This window comes from Methylobacterium aquaticum (genome assembly GCF_016804325.1).
GTDB lineage: Bacteria > Pseudomonadota > Alphaproteobacteria > Rhizobiales > Beijerinckiaceae > Methylobacterium > Methylobacterium aquaticum_C.
The window spans coordinates 5,963,974-5,986,078 of record NZ_CP043627.1 but is presented as its reverse complement, the minus strand read 5'-3'; the positions used below and the strand labels follow the sequence as shown (position 1 = coordinate 5,986,078).

General features: G+C 69.6%; 17 protein-coding genes and 2 pseudogenes. 7 read left to right on the top strand and 12 right to left on the bottom strand.

All coding sequences use genetic code 11. The features are described from left to right. Nucleotides 1-80: 80 nt before the first annotated feature. Both F1D61_RS27490 and F1D61_RS27485 read left to right on the top strand, forming a co-directional pair. Nucleotides 81-1,043 (top strand): amidohydrolase family protein, encoded by a 963-nt coding sequence (locus F1D61_RS27490; RefSeq protein WP_203155245.1) that lies wholly within the window; start codon nucleotides 81-83, stop codon nucleotides 1,041-1,043. Nucleotides 1,044-1,604: 561 nt separating this feature from the next. Next, a complete protein-coding gene (locus F1D61_RS27485) occupies nucleotides 1,605-2,054 on the top strand; it encodes a tyrosine-type recombinase/integrase (RefSeq protein WP_203155244.1) in 450 nt (149 codons plus the stop codon). Here the strand turns inward: F1D61_RS27485 and F1D61_RS27480 are convergent. Continuing rightward, a protein-coding gene (locus F1D61_RS27480) for an IS3 family transposase (RefSeq protein WP_203155243.1) occupies nucleotides 2,038-3,251 on the bottom strand; the annotation gives its coding sequence in 2 pieces (ribosomal slippage) (nucleotides 2,038-2,972 and nucleotides 2,972-3,251; 1,215 coding nt in all). The two genes, F1D61_RS27485 and F1D61_RS27480, sit on opposite strands and share 17 nt — an antisense overlap. A gap of 63 nt (nucleotides 3,252-3,314) precedes the next feature. On the opposite strand from F1D61_RS27480, the pseudogene F1D61_RS27475 reads away from it, so the two are divergent. Further along, a pseudogene (locus tag F1D61_RS27475) lies at nucleotides 3,315-3,584 on the top strand (IS701 family transposase); the annotation flags it as partial. A 261-nt stretch (nucleotides 3,585-3,845) separates the two neighbouring features. Here F1D61_RS27475 and F1D61_RS27470 read toward each other — a convergent pair. Continuing rightward, a complete protein-coding gene (locus F1D61_RS27470) occupies nucleotides 3,846-4,670 on the bottom strand; it encodes a helix-turn-helix domain-containing protein (protein ID WP_203155242.1) in 825 nt (274 codons plus the stop codon). A gap of 227 nt (nucleotides 4,671-4,897) precedes the next feature. Here F1D61_RS27470 and F1D61_RS27465 point away from each other — a divergent pair, with 227 nt between their 5' ends. Further along, a complete protein-coding gene (locus tag F1D61_RS27465) occupies nucleotides 4,898-5,722 on the top strand; it encodes a sterol desaturase family protein (RefSeq protein ID WP_048427922.1) in 825 nt (274 codons plus the stop codon). Between the two features lie 20 nt (nucleotides 5,723-5,742). Here F1D61_RS27465 and F1D61_RS27460 read toward each other — a convergent pair. Together F1D61_RS27460 and F1D61_RS27455 are read right to left on the bottom strand one after the other, a co-directional pair. Next, nucleotides 5,743-7,457, bottom strand: a pseudogene (locus F1D61_RS27460) (GMC family oxidoreductase). A gap of 5 nt (nucleotides 7,458-7,462) precedes the next feature. Continuing rightward, nucleotides 7,463-8,851 (bottom strand): UbiD family decarboxylase, encoded by a 1,389-nt coding sequence (locus tag F1D61_RS27455; RefSeq protein WP_203155241.1) that lies wholly within the window; start codon nucleotides 8,849-8,851, stop codon nucleotides 7,463-7,465. Nucleotides 8,852-9,056: 205 nt separating this feature from the next. Here F1D61_RS27455 and F1D61_RS27450 point away from each other — a divergent pair, with 205 nt between their 5' ends. The 3 genes from F1D61_RS27450 (at nucleotide 9,057) to F1D61_RS27440 (ending at nucleotide 12,143) form a co-directional block, all read left to right on the top strand. Beyond that, complete coding sequence (locus F1D61_RS27450; protein WP_048427920.1) at nucleotides 9,057-9,983, top strand: LysR family transcriptional regulator; 927 nt, start codon at nucleotides 9,057-9,059, stop codon at nucleotides 9,981-9,983. Nucleotides 9,984-10,116: 133 nt separating this feature from the next. Continuing rightward, nucleotides 10,117-11,574, top strand: a complete 1,458-nt coding sequence (locus tag F1D61_RS27445; protein ID WP_203155240.1) for an aldehyde dehydrogenase family protein — start codon at nucleotides 10,117-10,119, stop codon at nucleotides 11,572-11,574. Beyond that, nucleotides 11,571-12,143 carry a UbiX family flavin prenyltransferase gene (locus F1D61_RS27440; protein ID WP_048436754.1) on the top strand — a complete coding sequence of 191 codons (573 nt, stop codon included), beginning with the start codon at nucleotides 11,571-11,573 and terminating at the stop codon, nucleotides 12,141-12,143. Before F1D61_RS27445 ends, F1D61_RS27440 begins: the two co-directional genes overlap by 4 nt. Before the next feature lie 2 nt (nucleotides 12,144-12,145). Here F1D61_RS27440 and F1D61_RS27435 read toward each other — a convergent pair whose 3' ends face one another. The 8 genes from F1D61_RS27435 to F1D61_RS27400 form a co-directional block, all read right to left on the bottom strand. After that, entirely contained in the window at nucleotides 12,146-12,520 is a 375-nt protein-coding gene (locus F1D61_RS27435) for a TIGR02444 family protein (protein WP_246775568.1), read from the bottom strand. Nucleotides 12,521-12,721: 201 nt separating this feature from the next. Continuing rightward, nucleotides 12,722-14,068, bottom strand: coding sequence for an MFS transporter (locus tag F1D61_RS27430; RefSeq protein WP_200601937.1), 1,347 nt, complete (start codon nucleotides 14,066-14,068; stop codon nucleotides 12,722-12,724). A 152-nt stretch (nucleotides 14,069-14,220) separates the two neighbouring features. Then, on the bottom strand, nucleotides 14,221-15,012 hold the full coding sequence (locus tag F1D61_RS27425) for an enoyl-CoA hydratase/isomerase family protein (RefSeq protein ID WP_048427915.1): 792 nt from the start codon (nucleotides 15,010-15,012) through the stop codon (nucleotides 14,221-14,223). 58 nt (nucleotides 15,013-15,070) lie between these two features. Beyond that, on the bottom strand, nucleotides 15,071-16,621 hold the full coding sequence (locus F1D61_RS27420) for an AMP-binding protein (RefSeq protein ID WP_048427914.1): 1,551 nt from the start codon (nucleotides 16,619-16,621) through the stop codon (nucleotides 15,071-15,073). Continuing rightward, nucleotides 16,614-17,138 (bottom strand): (2Fe-2S)-binding protein, encoded by a 525-nt coding sequence (locus F1D61_RS27415; protein WP_048427913.1) that lies wholly within the window; start codon nucleotides 17,136-17,138, stop codon nucleotides 16,614-16,616. Before F1D61_RS27415 ends, F1D61_RS27420 begins: the two co-directional genes overlap by 8 nt. Continuing rightward, nucleotides 17,126-17,965, bottom strand: coding sequence for an FAD binding domain-containing protein (locus F1D61_RS27410; protein WP_203155239.1), 840 nt, complete (start codon nucleotides 17,963-17,965; stop codon nucleotides 17,126-17,128). The genes F1D61_RS27415 and F1D61_RS27410 overlap by 13 nt, the downstream gene beginning before the upstream one ends. Beyond that, the gene (locus F1D61_RS27405) at nucleotides 17,962-20,919 is read right to left on the bottom strand and encodes a xanthine dehydrogenase family protein molybdopterin-binding subunit (RefSeq protein ID WP_200601938.1); all 2,958 of its coding nucleotides are present in this window, start codon (nucleotides 20,917-20,919) and stop codon (nucleotides 17,962-17,964) included. The genes F1D61_RS27410 and F1D61_RS27405 overlap by 4 nt, the downstream gene beginning before the upstream one ends. Nucleotides 20,920-21,188: 269 nt before the next feature. Continuing rightward, nucleotides 21,189-22,046: an AraC family transcriptional regulator gene (locus tag F1D61_RS27400; RefSeq protein WP_203155238.1), complete on the bottom strand. Its 858-nt coding sequence runs from the start codon at nucleotides 22,044-22,046 to the stop codon at nucleotides 21,189-21,191. Nucleotides 22,047-22,105 lie beyond the last annotated feature (59 nt).

Genomic DNA, 22,105 nt, shown 5'->3' with positions numbered 1-22,105 from the left:
CAGGATTCCCTCTCCCGCACGGGAGACGGGAGATGCGCTCAATGGTCAAACGGCAGAGAAGAACAGAAGGGGAGGTCACCATGACGGCTGTGTTCAATCCGTCGCGACGCGACATGCTGAAAGCCGCCGGCGCTCTTGCCGCCGCCACCTTGCCCCTCGGCGATGCCCTCGCCCAGACCGCCGTGCCGTTCTCGGCCGGCACCGAGCCGCCGAAGACCGCGGTGCCGGCCCACGCCTGCGACTCGCACATCCACATCTTCTCGACGCGTTTCCCCGCCTCAGCCCACTGGAAGGGCCAGCCGGTCGCCGACAGCGACGTCGCGGCCTACCGCCTGTTCCAGAAGCGGATCGGCACGAGCCGGACCGTCGTCGTGACCCCGTCGACCTACGGCATCGACAACCGCGCCACCCTCGACGGGGTGGCGCAGCTCGGGGCGTCGGCACGCGCCGTCGTGGTCGTCGACCTCGACGTGACCGAGGCCGAGCTGAAGGACATGGCCGCCCGCGGCGCGGTCGGCATTCGGGTCAACTTCGTCACCCCGCAATCCTGGGGCGCCACCACGGCCGAGCGCCTGGAGGCGATGGCCCGGAAGGTCCATCCCCTCGGCTGGCACGTCCAGGTCTACATGACCGGCGACCAGATCGCCGACCACGCCGAGGTCCTGGCGCGCCTGCCGACCCCGCTCGTCATCGACCACCTCGCCCGCCTGCTGCCCGGGCAGGGGCTGAACCACCGCGCCGTCCCGGTCGTGCTCAAGCTGCTCGATGGCGGCCGGACCTGGATGAAGCTGTCGGGCGCCTACCTCAACACCACGAGCGGCCCGCCGGCCTACGCCGACGCGACCGAGGTCGCCCGGCTCTTCGCGAAGGCGGCGCCGGAGCGGATGGTCTGGGGCAGCGACTGGCCCCATCGCGGCGAGAAGCACATGCCGGACGATGCCGGCCTGTTCGACCTCCTCGCCGACTGGGCTCCGAGCGAGGCTGCACGGCGGCGCATCCTCGTCGACAACCCGGCGACGCTTTACGGCTTCGGTCGGTCCTGAGCGGCGAGCCCTCAGCGAGGCGTGGGACCCTGGAGCCCCGCGCCGCTGCGTGACGGGTGCCGGGCCGACGGTCGAGGGACAGCCACGGGTTTCGGCGGTGCAATCTCGCCTCGGGCTCGGAAGCAGCCGAGCTCAAGGCGCGCGATCGACCGCCTTCGAAGATCCGCTATCAAGCGTTGAGCAGCCGTTTCTAGAGCCATTGTAGAAGGTCCGCAACTGGCGCATACTGAACAGGCGGCATGCTGGCTGAGGGCACTGTCAAGATTTCAGTCGGCAACCGTCTGCATGTCCGTGGAGGCATAGATCTGGTCCGCCGGCGCATGGTCACGTACCTGCACATGGTTGCGGGCGTACCCAGGGAGCGGAAGGGGAGGGGGCCTGGCCGGGGGTCGAAGGCGGCAAGAGTGCAGCCGCCTTCATCGGCGCACTATCGGGTCTGAGGTGACGGATCAGCTTCCACGACTCTCTTGTCGGCTTTCTCAGAACCAAACCGCCAACAGAGTTAGACTCAGCGGCATCGGCAGACGTCTCCTGACTTGCTCCTCAACCAAGGAGCTTGTCATGCAGGAAACCTCAACCATTCCGTCTACCACGCGTGTTCCTTGGAACCGTGGCCGTATTGTCGGACCGAAACCACCCCTGAAGCCTAAGCACATCTGGGCCTTGCGAACCCACCTGCAGCTCGCCAACCGCACGCGAGACCTCGCCCTCTTCAACCTTGCCGTCGATAGCAAGCTGCGTGGATGCGATCTTGTCCGCCTACGCGTAAGCGACGTTCACCTCGGCGATGCAGTCCGCCTCCGCGCGACGGTGTGCCAGCAGAAGACCGGAAGGCCGGTGCCCTTCGAGATCACCGAGCCGACACGCGAGGCACTTGCGGATTGGCTGACTTCGCGCAGCTTACGGGCGGGCGACTGGCTGTTCCCGAGCCGCTCTCGGCGCAGCCAGCACCTCACGACGCGACACTATGGGATTGCCCCGTTTCTGTGGACGGTTATGGGGCTCGGCTGACCAGGGTCCCGGTTGCGGGTTTTGGGCGATGCTCCTGTTCGTAGACGAGGAGTGATCGGTAGGCCAGGGCGGAGTGTCGCCGCACTGGATTGTAGAAGCCCTCGAGGTAGCTGAAGAGGGCCATGCGAGCCTCGGGCCGGGAGTGGAAGCGCCGGCGAGCGAGCAACTCGCATTCCAGGGTTGAGAAGAAGCTCTCGGCCATGGCGTTGTCGTAAGTATCACCGACCGAGCCCATCGAGGGCCGCACACCCGCCTCGCGGCAGCGACTGCCGAAGGCCAGCGACGTATATTGCGAGCCCTGATCCGAGTGGTGGATCACATCTCGTGGCTTTCTCTGGCCGACGGCCATCTCGAGCGCGTCCAGCACCAGTTCAGTTCTTAGATGATCCGCCATGGACCAGCCTACGATCCGGCGGCTGAATGCATCGAGTACGATGGCCAAGTAGAGGAACCCGGCCCTCGTCGGGATGTAGGTGATGTCCGCGACCCACAGCCGGTTGGGCTCGTCAGCCGTAAAGCTGCGGTCGACCAGATCCGGGGCCGGCCGAGCCTCCTGGTCGCGCCGCGTCGTCACCGGCCCGCCGCGGCGATGGCATGCCCCGACGAGACCCGCCTGTCGCATCAGCCGGGCGATGCGCTTGCGGCTGTGGGCCTCGCCCTGGTCACGCAACTCTGCCTGGACCCGTGGCGAGCCGCAGGTCTGGCGCGAGCTCAGGTGGATCGTGCGGATGCGCCGGAGCAGCACCTCGTCCGCCTGAGCCCGCGCCGAGAGAGGACGGCCGGACCAAGCGTAGTACCCGGCCTTCGAGACGCCCAGCACGCGCGCCATGATGGCGATCGGGAAGTGCGCCTGGTTCTCGCTCATGAACCGGAAGATCCCGACGGCAGAACTCCGGTCTCGCGCGCAAACCAGGCTGTCGCGCGAGAGAGGATGTCGCGCTCCAGCTTCAGCTGACGGTTCTCGCGCCGCAGCCGAAGCAACTCCTCGCGCTCGCTCGCCGACAGGGCAGCCTCCACGGCAGGAGGCTTCACCTCCCGGCGCCCTTCCAGTTGGTCGGCCTCGGCCACCCAGTTGCGGATGGCCTGAGCCGACGGCTCGAACTCACGGGCGAGGTCGGTCGGATCGCGTCCGGCGCGGACCAACTCGACCATCTGGCGGCGGAACTCCGCCGGGTACGGGGGACGGGTTCTCGGCATGGCAAAAACACCTCACGCGAAAGCGTTCTCGGTGTGCACCAATCCGGGGCAATCCCAATCCCAGTTCAGGTCGAGGGGCGGCGCTGGGCGATCGAGGAAGCTTTCGAGACCGGCAAGACCGAACTGGGTCTGGACCACAACGAGACATGCTCCTGGCATGGCTGCCACCGGCACGTCAGCCTGGTGATGCTGGCCTTCGCGGTGTTGGCGCGGGTGCGCCAGCGGGCCAACGGCCCGCCCCCAAAAACCGAGCGAAGAGCCAAGCTCGCCCGTGCCATGGTCGCTCCAGGAGATCCGGCGGGTCGCGATCCGGCTCGCGCAACGGCGCATTGAACCGGCTCTCGTCATCGCATGGTCAGCGTGGCGGCGCGCTCACCAAGCTGCGGCCCGCCAAGCTCACATCAAGAGGCACATGCAACTGTAATGCTAGGAATCGCGAATTTCCACCCCATGTAGTACAGCAACCCCTTTATCCTGATGTCTACGATTAATAATGAGCGCTGATCGCGCCGTTAACGACCCTTTATCGAGCGACCGCCTCCAGCTCCCGATCAGATTATTCGCTACTCAATCGCGATTCTAACTCGATATCACTTACGGAAGCTCAGCGACGACGCGCCTAAACTGACTGGGTATTATACCGGTATGTTGCTGAAAGAAGCGGGTAAAGTTGGCTGGTGCGCTGAAGCCTAGATCGTCAGAGACCACGGCAAGGGTTGTGGCGGGGTCTAGGATAGCCGCGACAGCAGCTTCGACGCGCACGGCGTTGGCGTAGACGGCCGGGCTCAGCCCCGTGCAGCGGCGGAAAAGTGTGTTGAAGTGCGGCCGCGATAGACCGGCCGACCTCGCGACGGTGTCGAGATCGCGGGGTACGGCACCCGATTCCCCCATAAGTTGAAGGGCCCGCCGGATGCGGTGATCGGTCAACAGTGCCACACGCGGGGGCTGCCGGTCTCCATAGCGATGCGCCAAGGCGATGATCAGGGCACGGATCCGGTTTTCGAGCGTTACTGCGTCAGTATCGTGGCAACCTATGCGCCGTACAAGGTCCTCGCGCGCTCTCCACAGGGTGCGGTCGAGTGGCACGCAGGACACTTCGAAGAAGCGGCCGCCGCCGCAGGGCCGGAACGCGCGATCAATCCCAGCGAGCCAAGCGGGCTCGATGTAAAGGGCGAGGAAGGCCGTCCGCTGCAGCCCACCCCGGTGCAGGTAGCGGTGCGGCTCCCAACTGTTGATCAAGATCGCGGTGTCGTCGCGCACGGGCAGCGCTCGGCCCGCGACGATAAAATCCTGGTCGGGGCCGCTCGCCTTCAGGATCACGTGGCAATGATGGTGCGCGTGATCAACGAGGGAGGTGTCCATGTCGAGGAGCGCCACCCGGCCGAACGCGCCGCGCAGGATTCCGAGAGCCTGGGTCACGATCCGCGATCACCTTCCCTGCCGGCCAGGGCCGGCATCACCATAGTTCCGATTGGGGAGATTAACCCATGCGCACGCCTACATTTTCGGTTGGGCGCGCGAAAAACATCCGGATTGATAAGTCAGCCTCCGGGGTGATTAGGGTTCTGCGCGCGAGCTGCGCCACACTCCACGTCTCGCAAGCAGGTTCCCCGTTCGAGAGGGAAAGCGAGACGAGGAGGAAACCAATGACACCCGTCTTCCAAAGCCCGGAGCGCGACCGGCGCGAGCAGGAGCGCCAGAGCACTTTTCGCGAACGCTTCGTGGCCGAAACCCCGCCCTGGTACCACGGCGCGATCCATCTCGGCTTCACGCTGCTGATCACCGGCGGTACGGTCCTGTACTGTTGGAACCGAATCGAGGTCTCCTCGGCATGGGAGTGGCTGCTGGTCGTGCCGATCGTGCTTCTCGGCAATTGGTGCGAGTGGGCCGCGCACCGCTACGTGCTGCACCGCCCGGTGCCCGGGCTCACAATGATCTATAAGCGCCACTGCACAGTGCACCATCAGTTCTTCACGCACCATGACCTTGGCTACAGTGGCCACAAGGAATGGCGGGCTCTGCTGTTTCCGCCCTTCGCCCCGATCGGCTTCGTGCTCGCCGCCCTGCCGCCGGCGCTTCTGGCCGGCTGGCTGATCTCGTCGAATGCCGGGTACATCGTCGTGCTCACGATGGCCGCCTACTACCTGCTCTACGAGGGCCTGCACACGCTCTCACACCTCGATGACACGCGGCATCCTTACCTGCGGCACATCCCCCTGGTGAACACCGTGCGGCGAATGCACTACATTCATCACGTGCTCGGGTTCATGCAGACCCGCAACTTCAACCTCACATTCCCGATCTGCGACGCACTGTTCGGCACCAGCGACCTCGACCGATCCCTCGTCGGGACGCTGTTCAACGGCGCATCGCACGACCACATGCGGGCCGACATCCGGTCGGCGGATCCGGATCTGTCGGCGACAAGCATCGAGGAGGCCGAGCGGCGTACGCGGGCTCGCCTCGCCTGACGCCCCGGGTGCCGGCGGCCTCAGGCCCCGGCTCCCAGCTGCGCGACGAGGTGATCGGCGATCTTCTCGCCGATCATGATGGTCGGCACGTTGGTATTGGCACTCGGCAAGCTCGGCATTACCGAGGCGTCCGCGACGGAGAGCCCTTCGACGCCAATCACCCGCCCGGTCGGATCGACCACTGCACCCCTGTCGGTGGAATCGCCCATGCGGCAGGTGCCGCTCGCATGCCACACGCCGAAGACCGTCTCGCGCACGAAGTCTCGCAGGGCTGCGTCGTCGGCAGCGATCCGGCCGAGATCGACCCCGCCGGACACGGCGCGTAGCATCAGCCGGCGCAAGGGGCAGGACCGTCGAGGAGCCGGGCCAGCAGGGCAGTGACGCGCCGGTTGCGAGGCGTAACCCGGCTGAGCCGCTTGATCGCAGGCGTGAAGCTCGCCGGGAAGATCGCCGCGGGATCCGGGTTGAGCTGCGGCGAGACCACGAGCGCAACGAGGTCGCGCAGGCCCGTCGCCAGCCGTTCGAGATCGCGCGGGTCCGACAGGAGGCCGAGGTCGACGTCCGGACGGCCCGCCGGATCGGCCGGGTTGAGGCGCAGCCGCCCGATCGAGTGCGGCTGGTTCACCCATAGGAAATAGAGGGCGAGGCTCGCCCCGAGCGCGTGCCAGCCGCCGCGGGCGGAGGCGGTGAGGTACATGTCGGAGGGTGTACCGCCCGGCAGGCCGGAGGAGGAGCGCAGGGCGACGAAGCTCGCCCGTCTGTAGCTCAGCGGCAGGCGAAGCCGACGGGGCAGGTACTGCGCGATGGTCAGGGCTGGGTGGTCGCGCAGGTTCTCGCCGACCCCGGGCCGGTCCGCGAGGACGGTCACGCCGCAGGTACGCAGGTGTTCTGCGGGTCCGATCCCGGCCCGCAGGAGCAGGACCGGCGATTGCAACGCGCCTGCGCAGACCACCACCTCCCGCGCCGCCACGCGCTGCTCGCGTCCGTCCGCTTGGCGCAGCTGCGCGCCGACGGCGCGCCGTCCGTCGAACACCAGGTCGGTGACCTGCGTGTGCGCGGCGATGACGAGGTTCCCGCGCGCCCGCGTGGGCGCGTCGAGATAGGCCGCGGCAGAGGAAACCCTGGCGTCATCCCGATTGGAGAAGGCCGGCGGGAAGATCCCGTCCTCGAATTCGCCGTTCTGATCGAGGCGCCGCGGCAGGCCGGTCGCGTCGAGAGCCGTCGCAACCGCGTGTGCAAACGGCGGCCAGGCCGGTTCGAGGATGCGTCGGATCGGCAAGGGGCCGTCGCGCCCGTGCAGCGGGCCGTCGCAGTCGAGGTCGGTCTCGAGCTTGCGGAAGTAGGGCAGGACGTCGTCCCAGCCCCAGCCCCTCGCCCCGGCCGCCGCCCAGGCGTCGTAGTCGCGCGGGAGACCGCGGTTGGCCGCCTGCACGTTGATGCTCGACGAGCCGCCCATCACGCGGCCCTGCTCGTAGGCCCGGCGCCGGATCCGCCCATCGGCCCCGCGGGTGACGGCCGCGTCGAGGCCGGGCCAGATGTAGGTGTCGCCGAAGAACAGCGGCATCGGGTAGCTGTCGAGGATCTCGGCCGGCACCTGTCCTGGGGGCGTGTCGCAGCCGGCCTCGACGAGAAGCACCCGCCGGTTCGGATCGGCCGAGAGACGTTTGGCGAGGACGCAGCCGGCCGAGCCGCCGCCGACAACGAGCACATCGACCTCATGGGGCAGTTCGCTCATGCGCATCAGCCCCCGAGTACCGCGCGCCAGTCCGCATCCGGCACGACCACGGCCGCGAGGTCGATCTCGGCCTGGCCTGGCACGCAGATGCGGGTGAACTTCATCGGCGGCGCGTCCAGCGGTGCCGTGGCGTCGAGGCCCATCTTGGCGCCCACGCCCTCGCGCGCGGATGGGTCGAGCTTCGAGCCCTGCGAATGCGCGACCACCACGAGGTCGCGGTCGGCCTGGAAGCGGGTAGCGACCGCCCACTCGACCTCCTTCGGATCGTGGATGTCCACGTCCATATCGACGACGACCGCGTGCTTGATGTCGTAATGGGCCGCGAAGGCGCCAAGCAGGACGTTCTTGGCCTCGCCCTCCTGCGTCTTGCGCAGTTTCACGTAGAGATGGTAGCGGCCAACCCCGCCGAGGGAGAGATGGACGTCCTCGACCCCTGGGAAACTACGCTTGAGGGTTGCCAGGATCGTGGCTTCGCGGGGGATTGCCCCAAGCAGCAGGTGCTCGAGTCCGCCTCCGACGATCATGTGGAAGAGCGGCCGCTCGCGGTGGGTAACGGCGTCGACCTGCATGACGTGGCGCTCGGCCCGCTCGCCGTAATATTGCGGGAACTCGCCGAACGGCCCCTCCGGCTCGCGCAGCTCCGGCAGGATTCTCCCCTCGATCACGATCTCGGCTTCTGCCGGCACGCGCACGTCGTTCGTGAGGCACTTCACCACGTCGAGGGGAACGCCCGTGAGCGCACCGGCGATCTCAAGTTCGTCCTGGCCGAGCGGCACGATCGCCTGGGAGGCGAGCAGGCAGGCGGGATCGACGCCCACGACGAGCGCGACCTCCAGGCCGCGGCCGGCGGCTTCGGCGCGGCGGTAGAAATGATCGGTGTGGCGCGGCAGCACGAGAACGCCGATGCGGTCGGGCCCGTTGATCTGGCAGCGCAGGATGGCGACGTTCTGCGCGCCGGTCTCGGGATCGCGCGAGATCATCAGCCCCGCCGAGATGTAGGGACCTCCATCGTGCTCGTTGAGCGTCGGCACGGGCAACAGCCGCAGGAGATCGATGTCGGTGCGGTGGACGATGCTCTGGGCGGGCCCGGTCTCACGCTCGCGCCAGGGCAGCGGCGCCGCACAGGCCTGCTGGACATGCGCGACGAGGCGGTCCTCCGTCGTCCCGAGCGCTTCGGCCATCCAGGCCCGGCTGGAGACGAGGCCCGAGACGATGGTGCCGTCCTGACCGTCGGGGCGGGGAAACAGAGTGGCGCTGCGCCCGTCAAGCCGGTTCGCCACCGCCGCGGCCTCGTGGCGAAGCCCGATGCCCGGCCGTGTCACGCTGAGGCGCCCGCTCTGCCCGAGGCGAGCGAGCCAGTCGCGCAGGGATCGGGTTGGGGCCGGCACGCTCATGTTGTCCTCCCGGTCGCGGCCCGCGCGGGGCGCCGTCGTCCCGTCTCGTTAGGCTGCTGCGGCGACGGACTGAAATAAGGATTGCTGATGGGGCCGATCAGGCGGTCTGAATTGCCGTGGCAGCAGGCTTATGCTCCTGTGATACGGCGTGTTTTCGACGGCCGACCGCCGTACTGGAGCACCGCCGGAAGCCAGGATTCCGCACGTGGATTTGCGCCAGATCTCCTACTTCGTCGCTCTGTTCGAGGAAGGCAGCGTGACGCGCGCGGCGCAGCGGATGAACGTGGTGCAGCCAGCACTCAGCATGCAGATCGCCAAGCTCGAGCGCGAACTGGATCAGCGGCTCTTCGAGCGGCAACCTAAGGCAATGGTGCCGACCGCCGCAGGCCGGCTGCTGCACCGGCTCGTGCAGCCGATCCTACGCGACGTTGCCGAGGCCCGGGCCACGATGGCGCAGCTCTCCCAGAGCGTGTCGGGGCGGGTGACCGCAGGCATCCTGTCGTCGCTCTCGATGAGCGTGGTGCCGAGCGTGCTGGCGCGCTTCGCCGCCACCTACCCGCAGGTGGAACTGTCTCTGGCGGACGGCTATTCCTCGACTTTCATCGACGGCGTTGGCGACGGCAGCCTCGACCTGGCGGTAATCAACAAGCCCAACCGCCGCCTCGGCCTGATGATGGAGCCACTTCTCGATGAAGAGATGGTGGTGGTGGGCGGGAGCGCGACGCCGCTGCCGATCCCCATGCCGGTGCGCACGCGCGATCTCGTCGGACTCGACCTCGTCCTGCCCTCGGCCCGCCACGGTCTACGCCTGGAACTCGACCGGCGGGTCGGCGCGGAGGACATCACCTTGAGCCCCCAGATCGAACTCGACCTGCCCTCCGCGATCGCGGATTTCGTCGCGCGCTCGAACCGCTTCACGGTCCTTCCCAGCATCGCGGTGAGCCGGCAGCTCGTTGAGGGCTCGCTCAAGGCCTACCGCATCGTGGCGCCGCGGATCACCCGCCAGCTCGTCATCATCCATCACCCAAAATACCCGCTCACCCCCGCGGCGATGCGCTTCGTCGAGATCCTTGGCGAGGAGCTGTCGGCAGCAGCGGCCGCGCTCCAGGCCCATATCGTCACGGGTCCCTGACCGGCGAACCGACGTCCCGCTGATCGCCCGCATCATCCATCCTTATTCGACAGGAAAACACCCTCAACCCTACCATTCCGCCCCAACCCGGTGCCCAGGCCCGGGACGCACATCAGAGAGCGGGGAAGCAGGCATGGACGCGGTGGCACGCCACTGGATCGACGGGGAGGCCTACGGCCGGCCGGAGGCGGACAGCCTCGATCCGGCGAGCGGCGAGCGGGTCGGCTACCTCGCGCAGGGTGGCGCCCGGGAGGCCGAGGCAGCCGTCGCCGCCGCGCGACGGGCCTTCGACCGGGGCTTCTGGGCGTCGTCGCCTCGGTTGCGGCAAACGGTGCTGCTGCACTGGGCGGCCGCGCTCGAAACCGGCAAGGAGCCCCTCGCCGAACTCCTGACCCGCGACAACGGCAAGCCGCTCGCGCAGGCGCGCGGGGAACTCGCGGGCGCGATTTCCGAGATCCTCTACTACGCGGGCCTCGCCCGCCACATACCGGGCCACGTGCTGGAACCCGAGCCCGGCGTGCTCTCGACCATGCAGCGCGAGCCGGCCGGCGTCGCCGGCATCATCGTGCCGTGGAACGCGCCCGCGGTGCTGCTCGTCCGCTCGCTCGCTCCGGCGCTGGCCGCGGGCTGCACCACCGTCGTCAAGCCCGCCGCGCAGACGGCAGTGTTCAACGCGGCCCTGATGGCGCCGCTCTTGACCGCCCCCGGGCTGCCGCCGGGCGTCGTCAACGTTGTGGTCGAGACCGGGCACGCAGGTGCCCAGCACCTGTCGGTGTCGCACGACGTCGACGTCCTGAGCTTCACCGGTTCGACGGCGACCGGCAAGGCGATCATGCGGGCCGCCGCCGACAGCATGAAGAAGCTCTCGCTGGAACTCGGGGGAAAATCCGCCTGCCTCGTTTTCCCCGACGCGGAGATCGGCGACGTCGCGCGCAAGCTTGCCGCCGCCGCGACGGTCATCTCGGGCCAGCAATGTACCGCTGCGCGGCGCGTCCTCGTCCACCGTGCGGGGCTGCCCGCGATGCGCGACGCTCTGACCGCTGCCCTGGCCGACCTGCGGGTCGGACCGGGCCTCGAGGCTGGCACGCAGATGGGCCCGCTGATCGACCGGGCGAGCCGCGACGCGGTCGCGGCCCGGATGGAGGCAGCCTGCGCAGCGGCCGACCGGGTGCTGCTGCGGGCCACGATTCCCGACGGGGCGCGGGCGCGTGGCGCCTTCCTCACGCCGGCCCTCGTCGCGCACGACGATCCGCATGCGGACTTCGTGCAGGAGGAGATCTTCGGGCCCTTTGTAGTGCTCGAAGCCTTCGACACCGAGGCCGAGGCGGTGGCGCGGGCGAACGATACCGTGTTCGGTCTCTCCGCCAGCGTCTGGACCCGCGACGGGGCGCGGGCGCTGCGAGTGGCCCGGGCGCTGCGCAACGGCACGGTCTGGATCAACGACCACAACAAGCTGTTCGCCGAAGCCGAAACCGGCGGTTACCGGCAGAGCGGCCTGGGGCGCTTGCACGGCTACGACGCAGTCCATGACTTCACGGAACTGAAACACATCTATCAGGCGCCGGGCCTCGTCGAGGGTACAGTGCCGTGACGAACCTGCCCCTGGTGGTCGGCATCTCGGGGGCCTCGGGCGTGATCTATGGGATCCGCCTGCTGGAGATCCTGCGCGACCTCGACATTCCGGCACATCTCGTGATGTCGCGCTCGGCCGAGGTGACGCTCGCCCACGAGACCGACCTCAAGGTCTCAGAGGTGCGCGTACTGGCCGCCCGGACGTACGCGCAGGCCGATATTGGCGCGGCGATCTCCTCCGGTTCCTTCCGCACCCGCGGCATGGTCGTGGCGCCATGCTCGATGCGCAGTATGGCTGAAATCGCCACCGGCGTGACCTCTGGCCTGCTGACCCGGGCCGCGGACGTGGTGCTGAAGGAGCGGCGCCGTCTCGTCCTCATGGTGCGAGAGACCCCCCTGCATACTGGCCACCTGCGCACCATGACGGCCCTGTCGGAGATGGGGGCGATCATCGCGCCTCCGGTCCCTGCCTTCTACGCGCGGCCCGAGAGCCTCGCCGAGATGATCGACCACACGCTCGGCCGGGTACTCGACCTCTTCGAGATCGAATCCGGGCGGGTCCGGCGCTGGCGCGACGCCAGTTCTTGAGGTCATGCTTCTGCCAAAGCCCGGAGCAGCGCCTCGCGGGGGACTCGCGGCAGGGGCCGGCCGAGATGAACGGCGTAAAGGTCGAGGTATCGGTTTGCCGCTGCGAGGGGCTCGGGAGCGGACGGCTCCGGAGCGGGCGCGCCCCCCGCGAGTATTACCAGGGCGAGGCGCTCCGCCTCGATTTCCGAGGCCTTGATCCTGTCCCGTAGCGACTCTGTCGCGAGGCCGGGCAGGAGGGGCGCCTTCATGGCCCTGCGCACGGCTCTGAGCGGTGCGACCACGGCTGCGCGCCACGGCGCGACGGCGGCGTCGGCCGACCGGACCGCTTCTGCATTGAGAGGCCGGCCAGTCTCCGCGCACCAGATCAGGTAGAGCACGAGTGTCACGTCCGCCGCCGCTTCGTCCTGGAGGGCGAGGCAGGCCGGCGCGGCCCCGGACGGCCATAGAGAGCAAGGGCAAAGGCCCAGAGCGCGTGGGCGTCCATCGCACATTCCTTCGGGAACGGGAGTGACCGGCCAGGTATGCCCTGGCCGGTCCCGGAATCAGCGGCAGGTACAAGTCTGCAGCGAAGGGAGCGCTCAGATGCGCTCGAGGTTGCCCCGCGTCTCCTCCGTCATGAAGGCGCCAACGAGGTAGACGGCGGTGACGGCGGTCGTGAAGATCGCGAGCATCATCGGGATCTGGCCGGGACCGTCGACCGCCAGCGACACCAGCGTCGGCAGCATGCCGCCCAGCGCGAAACCGACGTTCCAGGTCAGGCCGGTGCCGGTGGCGCGCAAAGCGGTCGGGAACTTCTCGTTGAGAAAGATCAGCAGCGGGCCGTAGCTCGCGTTGGCGATGAGGGACAGGAGCATGACGTAGACTGTGAGGAGCACAGTGTCGGTGGTCTGGGCCATGGCGAGGAAGAGCGCCGGGAAGGCCACCAGTCGCACTGCGCCCATGAGCAGGAAGCTCGATCGGCGTCCGATGCGCTGACTCAGTTCGCCGAGCGCGCAGGCGCCGAATGCGGCGGCGACGTTGGCGGCGATGAGCATCATCGACGCGGTCGCATTCGGAACGCCATTCACGAGCTTGAGGTAGGTCGGCAGGTAGCCGGAGGTGAGATAGTAGGCTGCGCCACCGCCGAACGAGATCAGGGTCGAGACCAGGAAGGCCCTGATGTACTCGGCCGAGAACAGGGCACGCACCGGCGAGGCGACCACGGGTGCCCCGGCGCGACGCGCCGACTTCTCCGCCTGGAGCTGTCGGAAGATCGGCGATTCCTCAAGGTTGCGGAACAGGACCAGGCCGACGGCCGAGGTCAGGAGCCCCGAGAAGAACATCGCCCGCCAGCCCCAGGAGGCGAAGGCCTCGCCGGGTGCCAGCAGGGAGATCACGTAGAAGACCAGCGAGGCCAGTAACCCGCCGATCGCCGCGCCGCCGCCGCCGACTGCGCCCGACATCAGGCCGCGCCACCGCTCGGGGACGGATTCGGTGCCGATCGTGTGCGAGGCCGCGACCACGCCGCCGACGAAGATGCCTTGGATCAGGCGGAATGCGAGGAAGATCGCCGTAGCGGCCCAGCCGATCTGGCCGACCGTGGGCAGGAGCCCAAAGGCCGCGGTCGAGACGCCGACCCCGACCACGGCGATCATCAGCGCGCGCCGCCGGCCGAGGCGATCGGCGTAGGACCCGAACAGGGCCGAGCCAAGGGGACGGATCAGCAGCGTGACGGCGAAGGATGCGTAGGCGCCCGCAAGCGACAGCATCGGCTTGTCGGCGGGGAAGAACAGCGTCCCGATGACGGGAGCAACGTAGAGCAGGATGAAAAGGTCGAACAGGTCGAGGCCCCATCCGAACAGCGAGGCCATGGCGGCGGTGGCGGTCTGGCGGGTCGTCGGCTTGGGCAAGGCCTCGGACACGGGAATCGTGGTGGCGGCGGACATCGGGTTTCCTCCTTTGGGCACGCGGCATCGTTGGCCCGGCCGGTGCGGCCGGGCCTTCCGATGGTCATGAGGGTCGATTTCGGGGCCGCCCGGCCGGCTCTTGGCGCTGGTTCTTGGCGCTGGTTCTTGGCGCCGGCTCGGGCGGGGCAGCGCTACGAGCCGCGGAAGCTCGGCTTGCGCTTGGCGTGGAAGGCCTCGACGCCCTCGCGGAAGTCGTCGGACTGGCGCAGGCGGCTGTAGCAGTGGCCCTCGAGTTCGATGGCGATCGAGAGGGTCGAGTCCTCGGTGTCGTTGAGGAGCTTCTTGGCCGTGCGCTGGGCGATGGGCGAGAAGCCGCGCAGCTCCTCCACCAGCGCGTCGACGGCGGCTTCGAGTTCGCCGTCCGGCACGCACTCGGTGGCGATCCCCCATTCCAGCGCCTGCCGGCCGGGAATGCGCTTCGAGCGCATCACGATATCCTTGGTGCGGGTGATGCCGACGATCTTCTGCAGGCGGGCTGAGCCCCCGGAGCCTGGGATCTGGCCGAGCTTCTGCTCGGGCAACGCGTACCGGCAGGTCTCCGAGACGATGCGGAAGTCGCAGGCGAGCGAGATCTCGAAGCCAACGCCGAACGTATAGCCGCGGTTGGCCGCGATCACGGGCTTGGCACAGCGGGCCGGCGCCGCCATGTTCCAGGCGAGCTTGGAGACATGCTCGGGCGAGGCGTCGAGGAAGCCCTTGATGTAGCCGCCGGAGGAGAAGTGTTCGCCCTCGGCGCGCAGCACGATCACGCGGACGCGGTCATCTTCGTCGAGGGCCTCGAACACCTTCCGGATCTGGTCACGTTGGGGCATCTCGATCACGTTCATGGGCGGGCGGGCCAGGATGACGTCGGCGCGCTCGCGGGCGGGGTCGATTTCGACGCGGAAGCCGTCGAGGTTGGAAAGCCGGGGGTCGCTGGTCATAGGGTCACTCTCTCGTTGACCTTGGAGACAAGGCCTTTGGGGGGGGGAGGGAATTGCCTCAGGCGGCGGCGGAGGGGTCGCTCGCCGCCTCTGCCTCGTACGCGCCCGCGACGAGCTGGCGGCGCAGGAGCTTGCCGACCGGGGATTTCGGGATCGCGGCGACGAACACGTAGGCGCGTGGGAGCTTATGGCTCGGCAGCCCGGCCGCGCGGCAATGCGCGTCGAGAGCGGCTTCGTCGACGGACGCACGGCGCTTGACGAAGGCGGTGACCACCTTCCCCCAGCGCTCGTCGGGCAGGCCGACCACGGCGATCTCCGAGACGGCCGGGTGCAGCGACAGGCAGCTCTCGATCTCGACCGGAGAGACGTTCTCCCCGCCCGTGATGATCATGTCGTCGACCCGGCCGGTCACGAACACGTCGCCATCGCCGTCCATGAAGCCGGTGTCGCCCGTGAAGTACCAGCCGTCGCGGAACGCCTTCGCGTCGGCCTCCGGGCGGCGCCAGTAGCCCTCGAAGGCCTCGTCGCCGCGCGCGATCACGGCGATCTCGCCCTCCTCGCCTGGGGCGGCGGCCGCGTGCGGATCGGTGGCCGCGAGCGGGACGATCCGCACCAGGGTGTTGAGGCCGGCCCGCCCCGCCGAGCCGGGCTTCACCGCGGCGTCCTGGTTGATCGTGAAGGTGTAGACCTCCGACGAGCCGTAATGGTTGACGAAGAGGTCCGGCCGGAACGCCTCGGTCAGCCGGCCGAGGAGGCCGTCCGTCATCGGCGCGCCCGCGAAGCCGAGCTTGCGCACCGACGACGTGTCGGTCGCGGCGAAGTCCGGATGGTGGACGAGGTCGTGGTAGAGCGTCGGCACGAGGTAGAGGTTCGTCACCCGCTCGGCCGCGATCAGACGCAGCGCGCCCGCCACGTCGAAGCGCGGCAGGCACACGAAGGTGCCACCGATGAGCGACATGGCGAGCAGCGAGCGCACCCCCATCGTGTGGTAGAGCGGCATGACGCCGAGGGTCCGCTCGCCGCGGCCATAGAGGTTCTGGGCCACGTGGGCGAGGGCGGCGGCGCGCTCCGTGCGGTGGCGGCGCGGCACGCCCTTGGGTTTCGCCGTGGTGCCCGACGTGTAGAGCATCAGCGAGACCGCCTCGGCATCGGCCCGTGGCGCGACCGGCTCGGCCGGCACGGCGGCGAGGTCGGCAAAGCGCGTCTCGCTGGGCTCGGGCTCCACACCGACGACGATGCGCGGGCAGAGGCGGGCGGCGGCACTCGCCCGCACGCTCGCGGCCGAGACGCCCTCGTAGGCGACCGCCTTCGCCTCCGCGTTCTCGACCACGAAGTCGATCTCGTCGGGATTCGCCCGCCAGTTGACCGGCGTGAGCACGAGGCCGGCGAACTGGCAGGCCCAGTGGAGCGTCGCCGCTTCCAGGCGGTTCTGCAGCACCGTGACGAGGTGGTCGCCGGGCTTAAGGCCGAGCGCGTCGAGGCCCGCGACCACGGAGGAGATCAGCCCATACCACTCCGCGTAGGTGAGGCGGATCTCCCCGTCGACGATGGCGATGCCCCGCGGGTCGCGGGACACGCTCGCCAGGAAGCTAGTGCCAAGGTCAAGCATCGGATGGGGTCTCCTCGGTCGGTTCGCCGCGCAGCAGGGCGGCGGCCTCGACGGCGGCCGCGATGATCGGGGCGTAGCCGGTGCAGCGGCAGAGATGCCCGCCGATCACCTCGGTGAGCTCTCCCTGCGTCGCGTGCGGGCGGTGCCGCAGGTAGGCGTCGAGCGACATCAGGATGCCGGCGGTGCAGAAGCCGCATTGCAGGGCGTGGTGGCGCCGGAAGGCCGCCTGGAGCACGCCGAGCCGGCCGGGTTCCGGCGCCAGCCCTTCGACGGTGCGCACGTCGCTGCCCTCCACGGCGACGGCGAGCGTCAGGCAGGCGCGGGCGGGCAACCCGTCGATGGTGATCGTGCAGGCGCCGCAGACACCGTGCTCGCAGCCGACATGGGTGCCGGTCATTCCGAGGCCGTGGCGGAGCGCGTCGGTGAGCAGCGTCCGCGGTTCGACCTCGACCCGGGCGGGGGCGCCGTTCAGCGTGAAGGCGACCTCGTGGCGTCGCGTCGCGTCTAGCCGTGGCATCGGCGGGCCTCCTCTGCGGCCTGTTCGAGGACCTGGCGGCCGAGGCGGCGCACGAGGTTGCGGCGGTAGCGGGCAGTGGCGTGGACGTCGTCCCCTGCGCTGAGGTCCCAGGCGAGGGCGTTGAGGGCGTCGTCGAGGGCGGCGCCGTCTAGGAGCGGCCAGTCGCGGGCGGTCGGCCGGTCGGCGACGCCGCCCACCGCGAGGCGCATCCGCTGCCCGTCGACCACGGCCGCGCAGGCCACGATGGCGAAATCGCCGTGGCGCCGGGCCATCTCCGCGAAGGCGTAGCCGGAGCCCGGCCTGCGCACCGGCAGGGCGATCGCCTCGACGAGCTCGTCGTCGGCCCGGTCGGTCACCATCATCCCGACGAAGAAGTCGTCGGCCCGCACCCGCCGCGCCCGCTTGGCGGAGCGCAGATGCACCTCGCCCTCGAGGGCGACGAGGCAGAGCGGGATCTCGGCGCTGGGGTCGGCATGGGCGACGGAGCCGCACAGGGTGCCCCGGGCCCGGGTCTGGACGTGGCCGACGAAGGGGAGGGCTGCGGCCAGGAGCGGCACCTCGTCAGCGAGGCCCGGCCGGTCGAGCAGGAGCGTCTGCCGCACGCCCGCCGGGATGACGAGGGCGCCGTTCTCGCGGCGGGGCGACCGCAGCGTCTCGATCCGCATGAGGTCGACGATCAGCGCGGGCTTCGTTAGCCGCATGTTCAGCATCGGCACGAGCGACTGGCCGCCCGCGACGATGCGGGCCTCGTCGCGATGGCGGGTCAGCGCCTCCAGAACCTCGTCGAGGCTCGCGGCGCGCAGGTAGTCGAAGCGGGCGGGCTTCATGCGGAGACCCCCAGGCGCGCGAGGAGCCGGCGCAGCAGACCGGGCCGGGACTCGCCGCCGGCACGGCGCGCGAGGGCGGAGAAGAAGCCGCCGATGATCACCCGGGCCGCCCCGTCGAGGAGACGGCCACCCACCGCCGCGACCTTGCCGCCGACGGAGGCCTCGTAGGCGTAGCCGATGCACGTCCCGCCCCGGGCGTCCGGCGCCAGGGTGATCCGCCCGCTGCCGCCGCCGTTGCCGAGCGCCCCCGTCACGGTGCCCGACAACGTCGCGGCCCGGGGCGGATCGAGATCCGAGAGCGTGATGTCGGCCTTGTAGCGGCCCTTCACGGGGCCGACGCCGAGGGTCACGTCGGCTCGGAAATGCGTCTCCGACAGCTTGCGCACGCCATGCGCGCCCGGGATCACCGAGGTCAGCACGGCGGGGTCGAGCAGCATCGCCCAGACCGCCTCCGGGGCCGCCGCCACCCGGGCTTCACCCTCGCCGCGCATGGTCCGGTCACCCGGGCGGGCCTGCGCCTGCACGGTGCGGCCCTGCGGGGGAGCCGGCTCGTCGCTGCGCTCGCTGAGCGCGGCGAGCTTGGCGGGCGTCAGCGGCAGGTCGATGGCGTCGATCCCGAGCGCGTCCGCCACCGCATTGGCGAGGCAGACCGGCGTCGACATGCAGTTGCCCTCGCCCACGCCCTTCGCTCCGAGGGGTGTGAAAGGAGAGGGACTCTCGAGATGCAGGACGACGAGGTCGGGGATCTCGGTTGCGGTCGGCAAGAGGTAATCGGCGAAGGTGCCTGACAGGAAGGCGCCGTCCTCGCCGTAGGCGAGCTCCTCGTACACGGCGGCGCCGAGCGCCTGGGCGAAGCCGCCGCGCACCTGGCCCTCGACCATGCCGGGGTGGAGGATCCGGCCGCAATCGTGCATCGAGACGTAGCGGTCGATGACGAGCTTGCCCGTCGCCCGATCCACCTCCACGCCGCAGAAATCGAAGATGAAGCCGTGACACAGCGAGGAGTTGACGGCATCGCCCTCGTCGGGTGCTGCCAGCTCCGGCGGCGTCCAGAACGCCGTCTCGCGGATGACGGAGCCGACCTCGTCGGGCACGAGGCCCGGCGACCAGTGGCTCGTCGCGGCGACGCGCGCGAAGGGCAGCGCGGCGTCCGGGTTCGTCCGCGACGCTACGCGGCCGCCCGCGAAGACGAGGTCGTCGGCCCGCACGTTGAGCTGGGCCGCCGCCACCTGGGCGAGCCGGTCGCGCAGGCGCGTGGCGGCCTGGTAGGCCACCCCGGCGACCGCGGCGGCGAAGCGGCTCGAATAATTGCCCGAGGCGATCGACCACGCGTCCTTGGCGGTGTCGAGATCCGTGGTCACCCGGACCTGATCGAGCGGGATGCCGAAGACGTCGGCCACGACCTGGGCGAGAACGGTGCGATGGCCCTGGCCCTGCGGCACCGAGGCGACCTGCACGGTCACCGAGCCGACCGGATCGAGAGTGACGGTGGCAGTGGCCTGCGCGCCGTTCTTCGGGCCGGCCTTGGCGCGCTCGGCGGCCGTCAGCACCGTGGTGATGTAGCCCATGTTCGAGACGCTGGGCTCGACCGCGGCCGTGAAGCCGATGCCGTAGAGCCGGCCCTCCGCCCGCGCCGCCTCGCGACGGCGGCGCAGAGCGTCGAGACCGCCATCGCGAACGGCCTCGTCGAGGGCGCGCTGGTAGTCGCCCGAGTCGTACAGTGCCCCGGTCGCGGTGCGGTACGGGAAGGCGTCCGCCGGGATCAGGTTCCGGCGGATCACGTCGAGCGGGTCGAGCCCGAGCGTCGCGGCGATGCGCTGCACGAGGCGCTCGAGAGGGTAGTAGACCTGCGGGCCGCCGAAGCCGCGCACGAGGCCGGTCGGCGTCTTGTTGGTGACCACCACCCGGTTGCGGATGCGCACGTGCCGGATCGCGTAGGCGCCGGTCATGTTGCCGTGCATCCGGTACAGGGTCGCCGGCTCCGGTGCGCGCAGGGTGGCGCCGCAATCCTCGACCTGGTCCCAGTCGAGGGCAGCGATGCGGCCCTCGCCGTCGAAGGCGGCCGTCAGGGTGGTGACGCGGTTCGTCGCCGAGACCGAGGCGGCGAGGTGCTCCATCCGGTCCTCGATCCACTTGACCGGGCGCCCGACCTTGCGGGCGGCGGCGCAGATCAAGACCGCGTAGGGGGCGACGCCCTGCTTCACGCCGAAGCTGCCGCCGGAATCCGGCGGCGTGCGCAGCCGCAGGCGGTTGCCCGGCACCTTGAGGGCGCGGGCCACCACGGCATGGATGCTGAAGGGGCCCTGGAAGTTCGCGAGGAGATCGTAGGAATCGTCGCTCGGGTCGTACTCGGCGACGACCCCGTAGGTCTCCATCGGCGAACCGGTGTTCCGGGGATAGCGGACCGTCACCGAGAGGGTGTGGCGGGCCTGCGCGAAGGCGGCGTCCGGGTCGCCGTACCGGAAGGCGCGGTCGCTGACGAGGTTCTGCCCGACGCCCTCGTGCAGGACGGGCGCGTCCTCGGCCAGCGCTGCCAGCGGATCGACCATCGCCGGGCGGGCGCGGTACTCGACCTCGATCAGGTCGCAGCCGTCCTCGGCGACGTAACGATCCTGCGCCACGACCACGGCGACCGGCTCGCCGACGTAGCGCACCCGGTCGACAGCGATCGCCCGTGCGTCCACGGCAGCGCGGAGCGCCGGGACGAGGGGACCGGCGACGTCGGCGAGATCGTGTCCGGTGAGCACCGCGACCACGCCCGGGAGCGCGCGGGCCGCGTCGGCGTCGAGGCCGAGGATGTCGGCGTGCGCGTGAGGGGAGCGCAGGATCGCCGCGTGCAGCGTACCGGGCTTGTGCCCGAGATCGTCGATGTAGCGTCCGCGTCCGGACAGCAGAGCGGCGTCCTCGACGCGCTCGACCGACTGCCCGACGAAACGGCTGTGCTCGATGCCCAATGCTCGCTTCCTCGTTCGAGGCTCTAGGGAGGCCTCGTGAGTGCAAACTGCATCGACCCCGCCGCGGGACGTGAGACGCCCCCGTCTCACAACTTACCGAAACGTCTCAAAATCCGCGGACCGGCATCGTGACGTCCGGGCGGGCTTGCTGGTGCAGGGGTGCGACCCTTGCTTCTCCGGCGCACGGGACAGGCGAGCGTCGCACCCCGTCCGGCAATGGGCGGCGGTCGTGCAGGCAGGGAGCAGCGCGTGAGTTGCGGCGGGTGGGATCAGGCCGCGAAGCCGGCCGAGCGGCGGACGATGCCGCGGAAGACGCTCGGGGGCACGCTGACGTGGTCGCGGAAGAAGCGCGAGAAATGCGCGGGTGCCGCGAAGCCGAGCTTCGTGCCGAGATCCGAAAGGCTCTCGTCGCCCGCGACGATCGCCTCGACGGCGCGCTCGATCCGGATCGAGTTGAGGAAGACGTGCGGCGAGGCGCCGGTCGTCTGCTCGAACAGGCGGTAGAAATGGGCGCGCGACAGGCCGGCTTCGCGGGCCAGGGCTTCGGCGCTGAGGCCGAGCCCGTCCTCGCCGCGCATCCGGGCCATGGCCCGCTGCACACGCCAGTCTCCCCGCGGGCGCCGCCCTGCTTCGCGCAGGGAGGTTCCGATCTCGCGCCACTTCGTGAACCGCTCGATCAAGGCGATCATCAGTCCCGGCAGCAGCTCGTCCCGGATGCGCGGTGAACCGGGGGTGTAGACCATCTCGGCGGCGAGATCCCGCACGAGACCGCGGATCACCGCGGTGATCAGCCCGGCGGGCTCGTCGAAGAAGCCCGGTGCGGCGCTCGCCGACCAATTGTGCCGGAAGGCGCCGAGCCATGCCGGCTCGATGTACAGCGCGAGGATCATCGACGGCTTGCGGCGCGGATCGTGGACGTAGGCGTGGGTCTCCCACGCGTTGACGAGGACCGCCTGGCTGTCGGTCAGGTTGACCACCCGGTCGCCGACCAGGAACTGCGTGTCGTCACCCTCGACCTTCAGCAGCACGTGGCAGTGCGGATGGGCGTGGCGAACCAACCCGCGATCCATGTCGAGCAGGGCAACGCGGCCGAAATCTCCGTACGTGATTTCGAGAGCATCAGACATGAGAACAGCCTAGCACCCGGTGCCGAACGCAGCCAGCCGTCGCCATGCCCAGCCTCGCT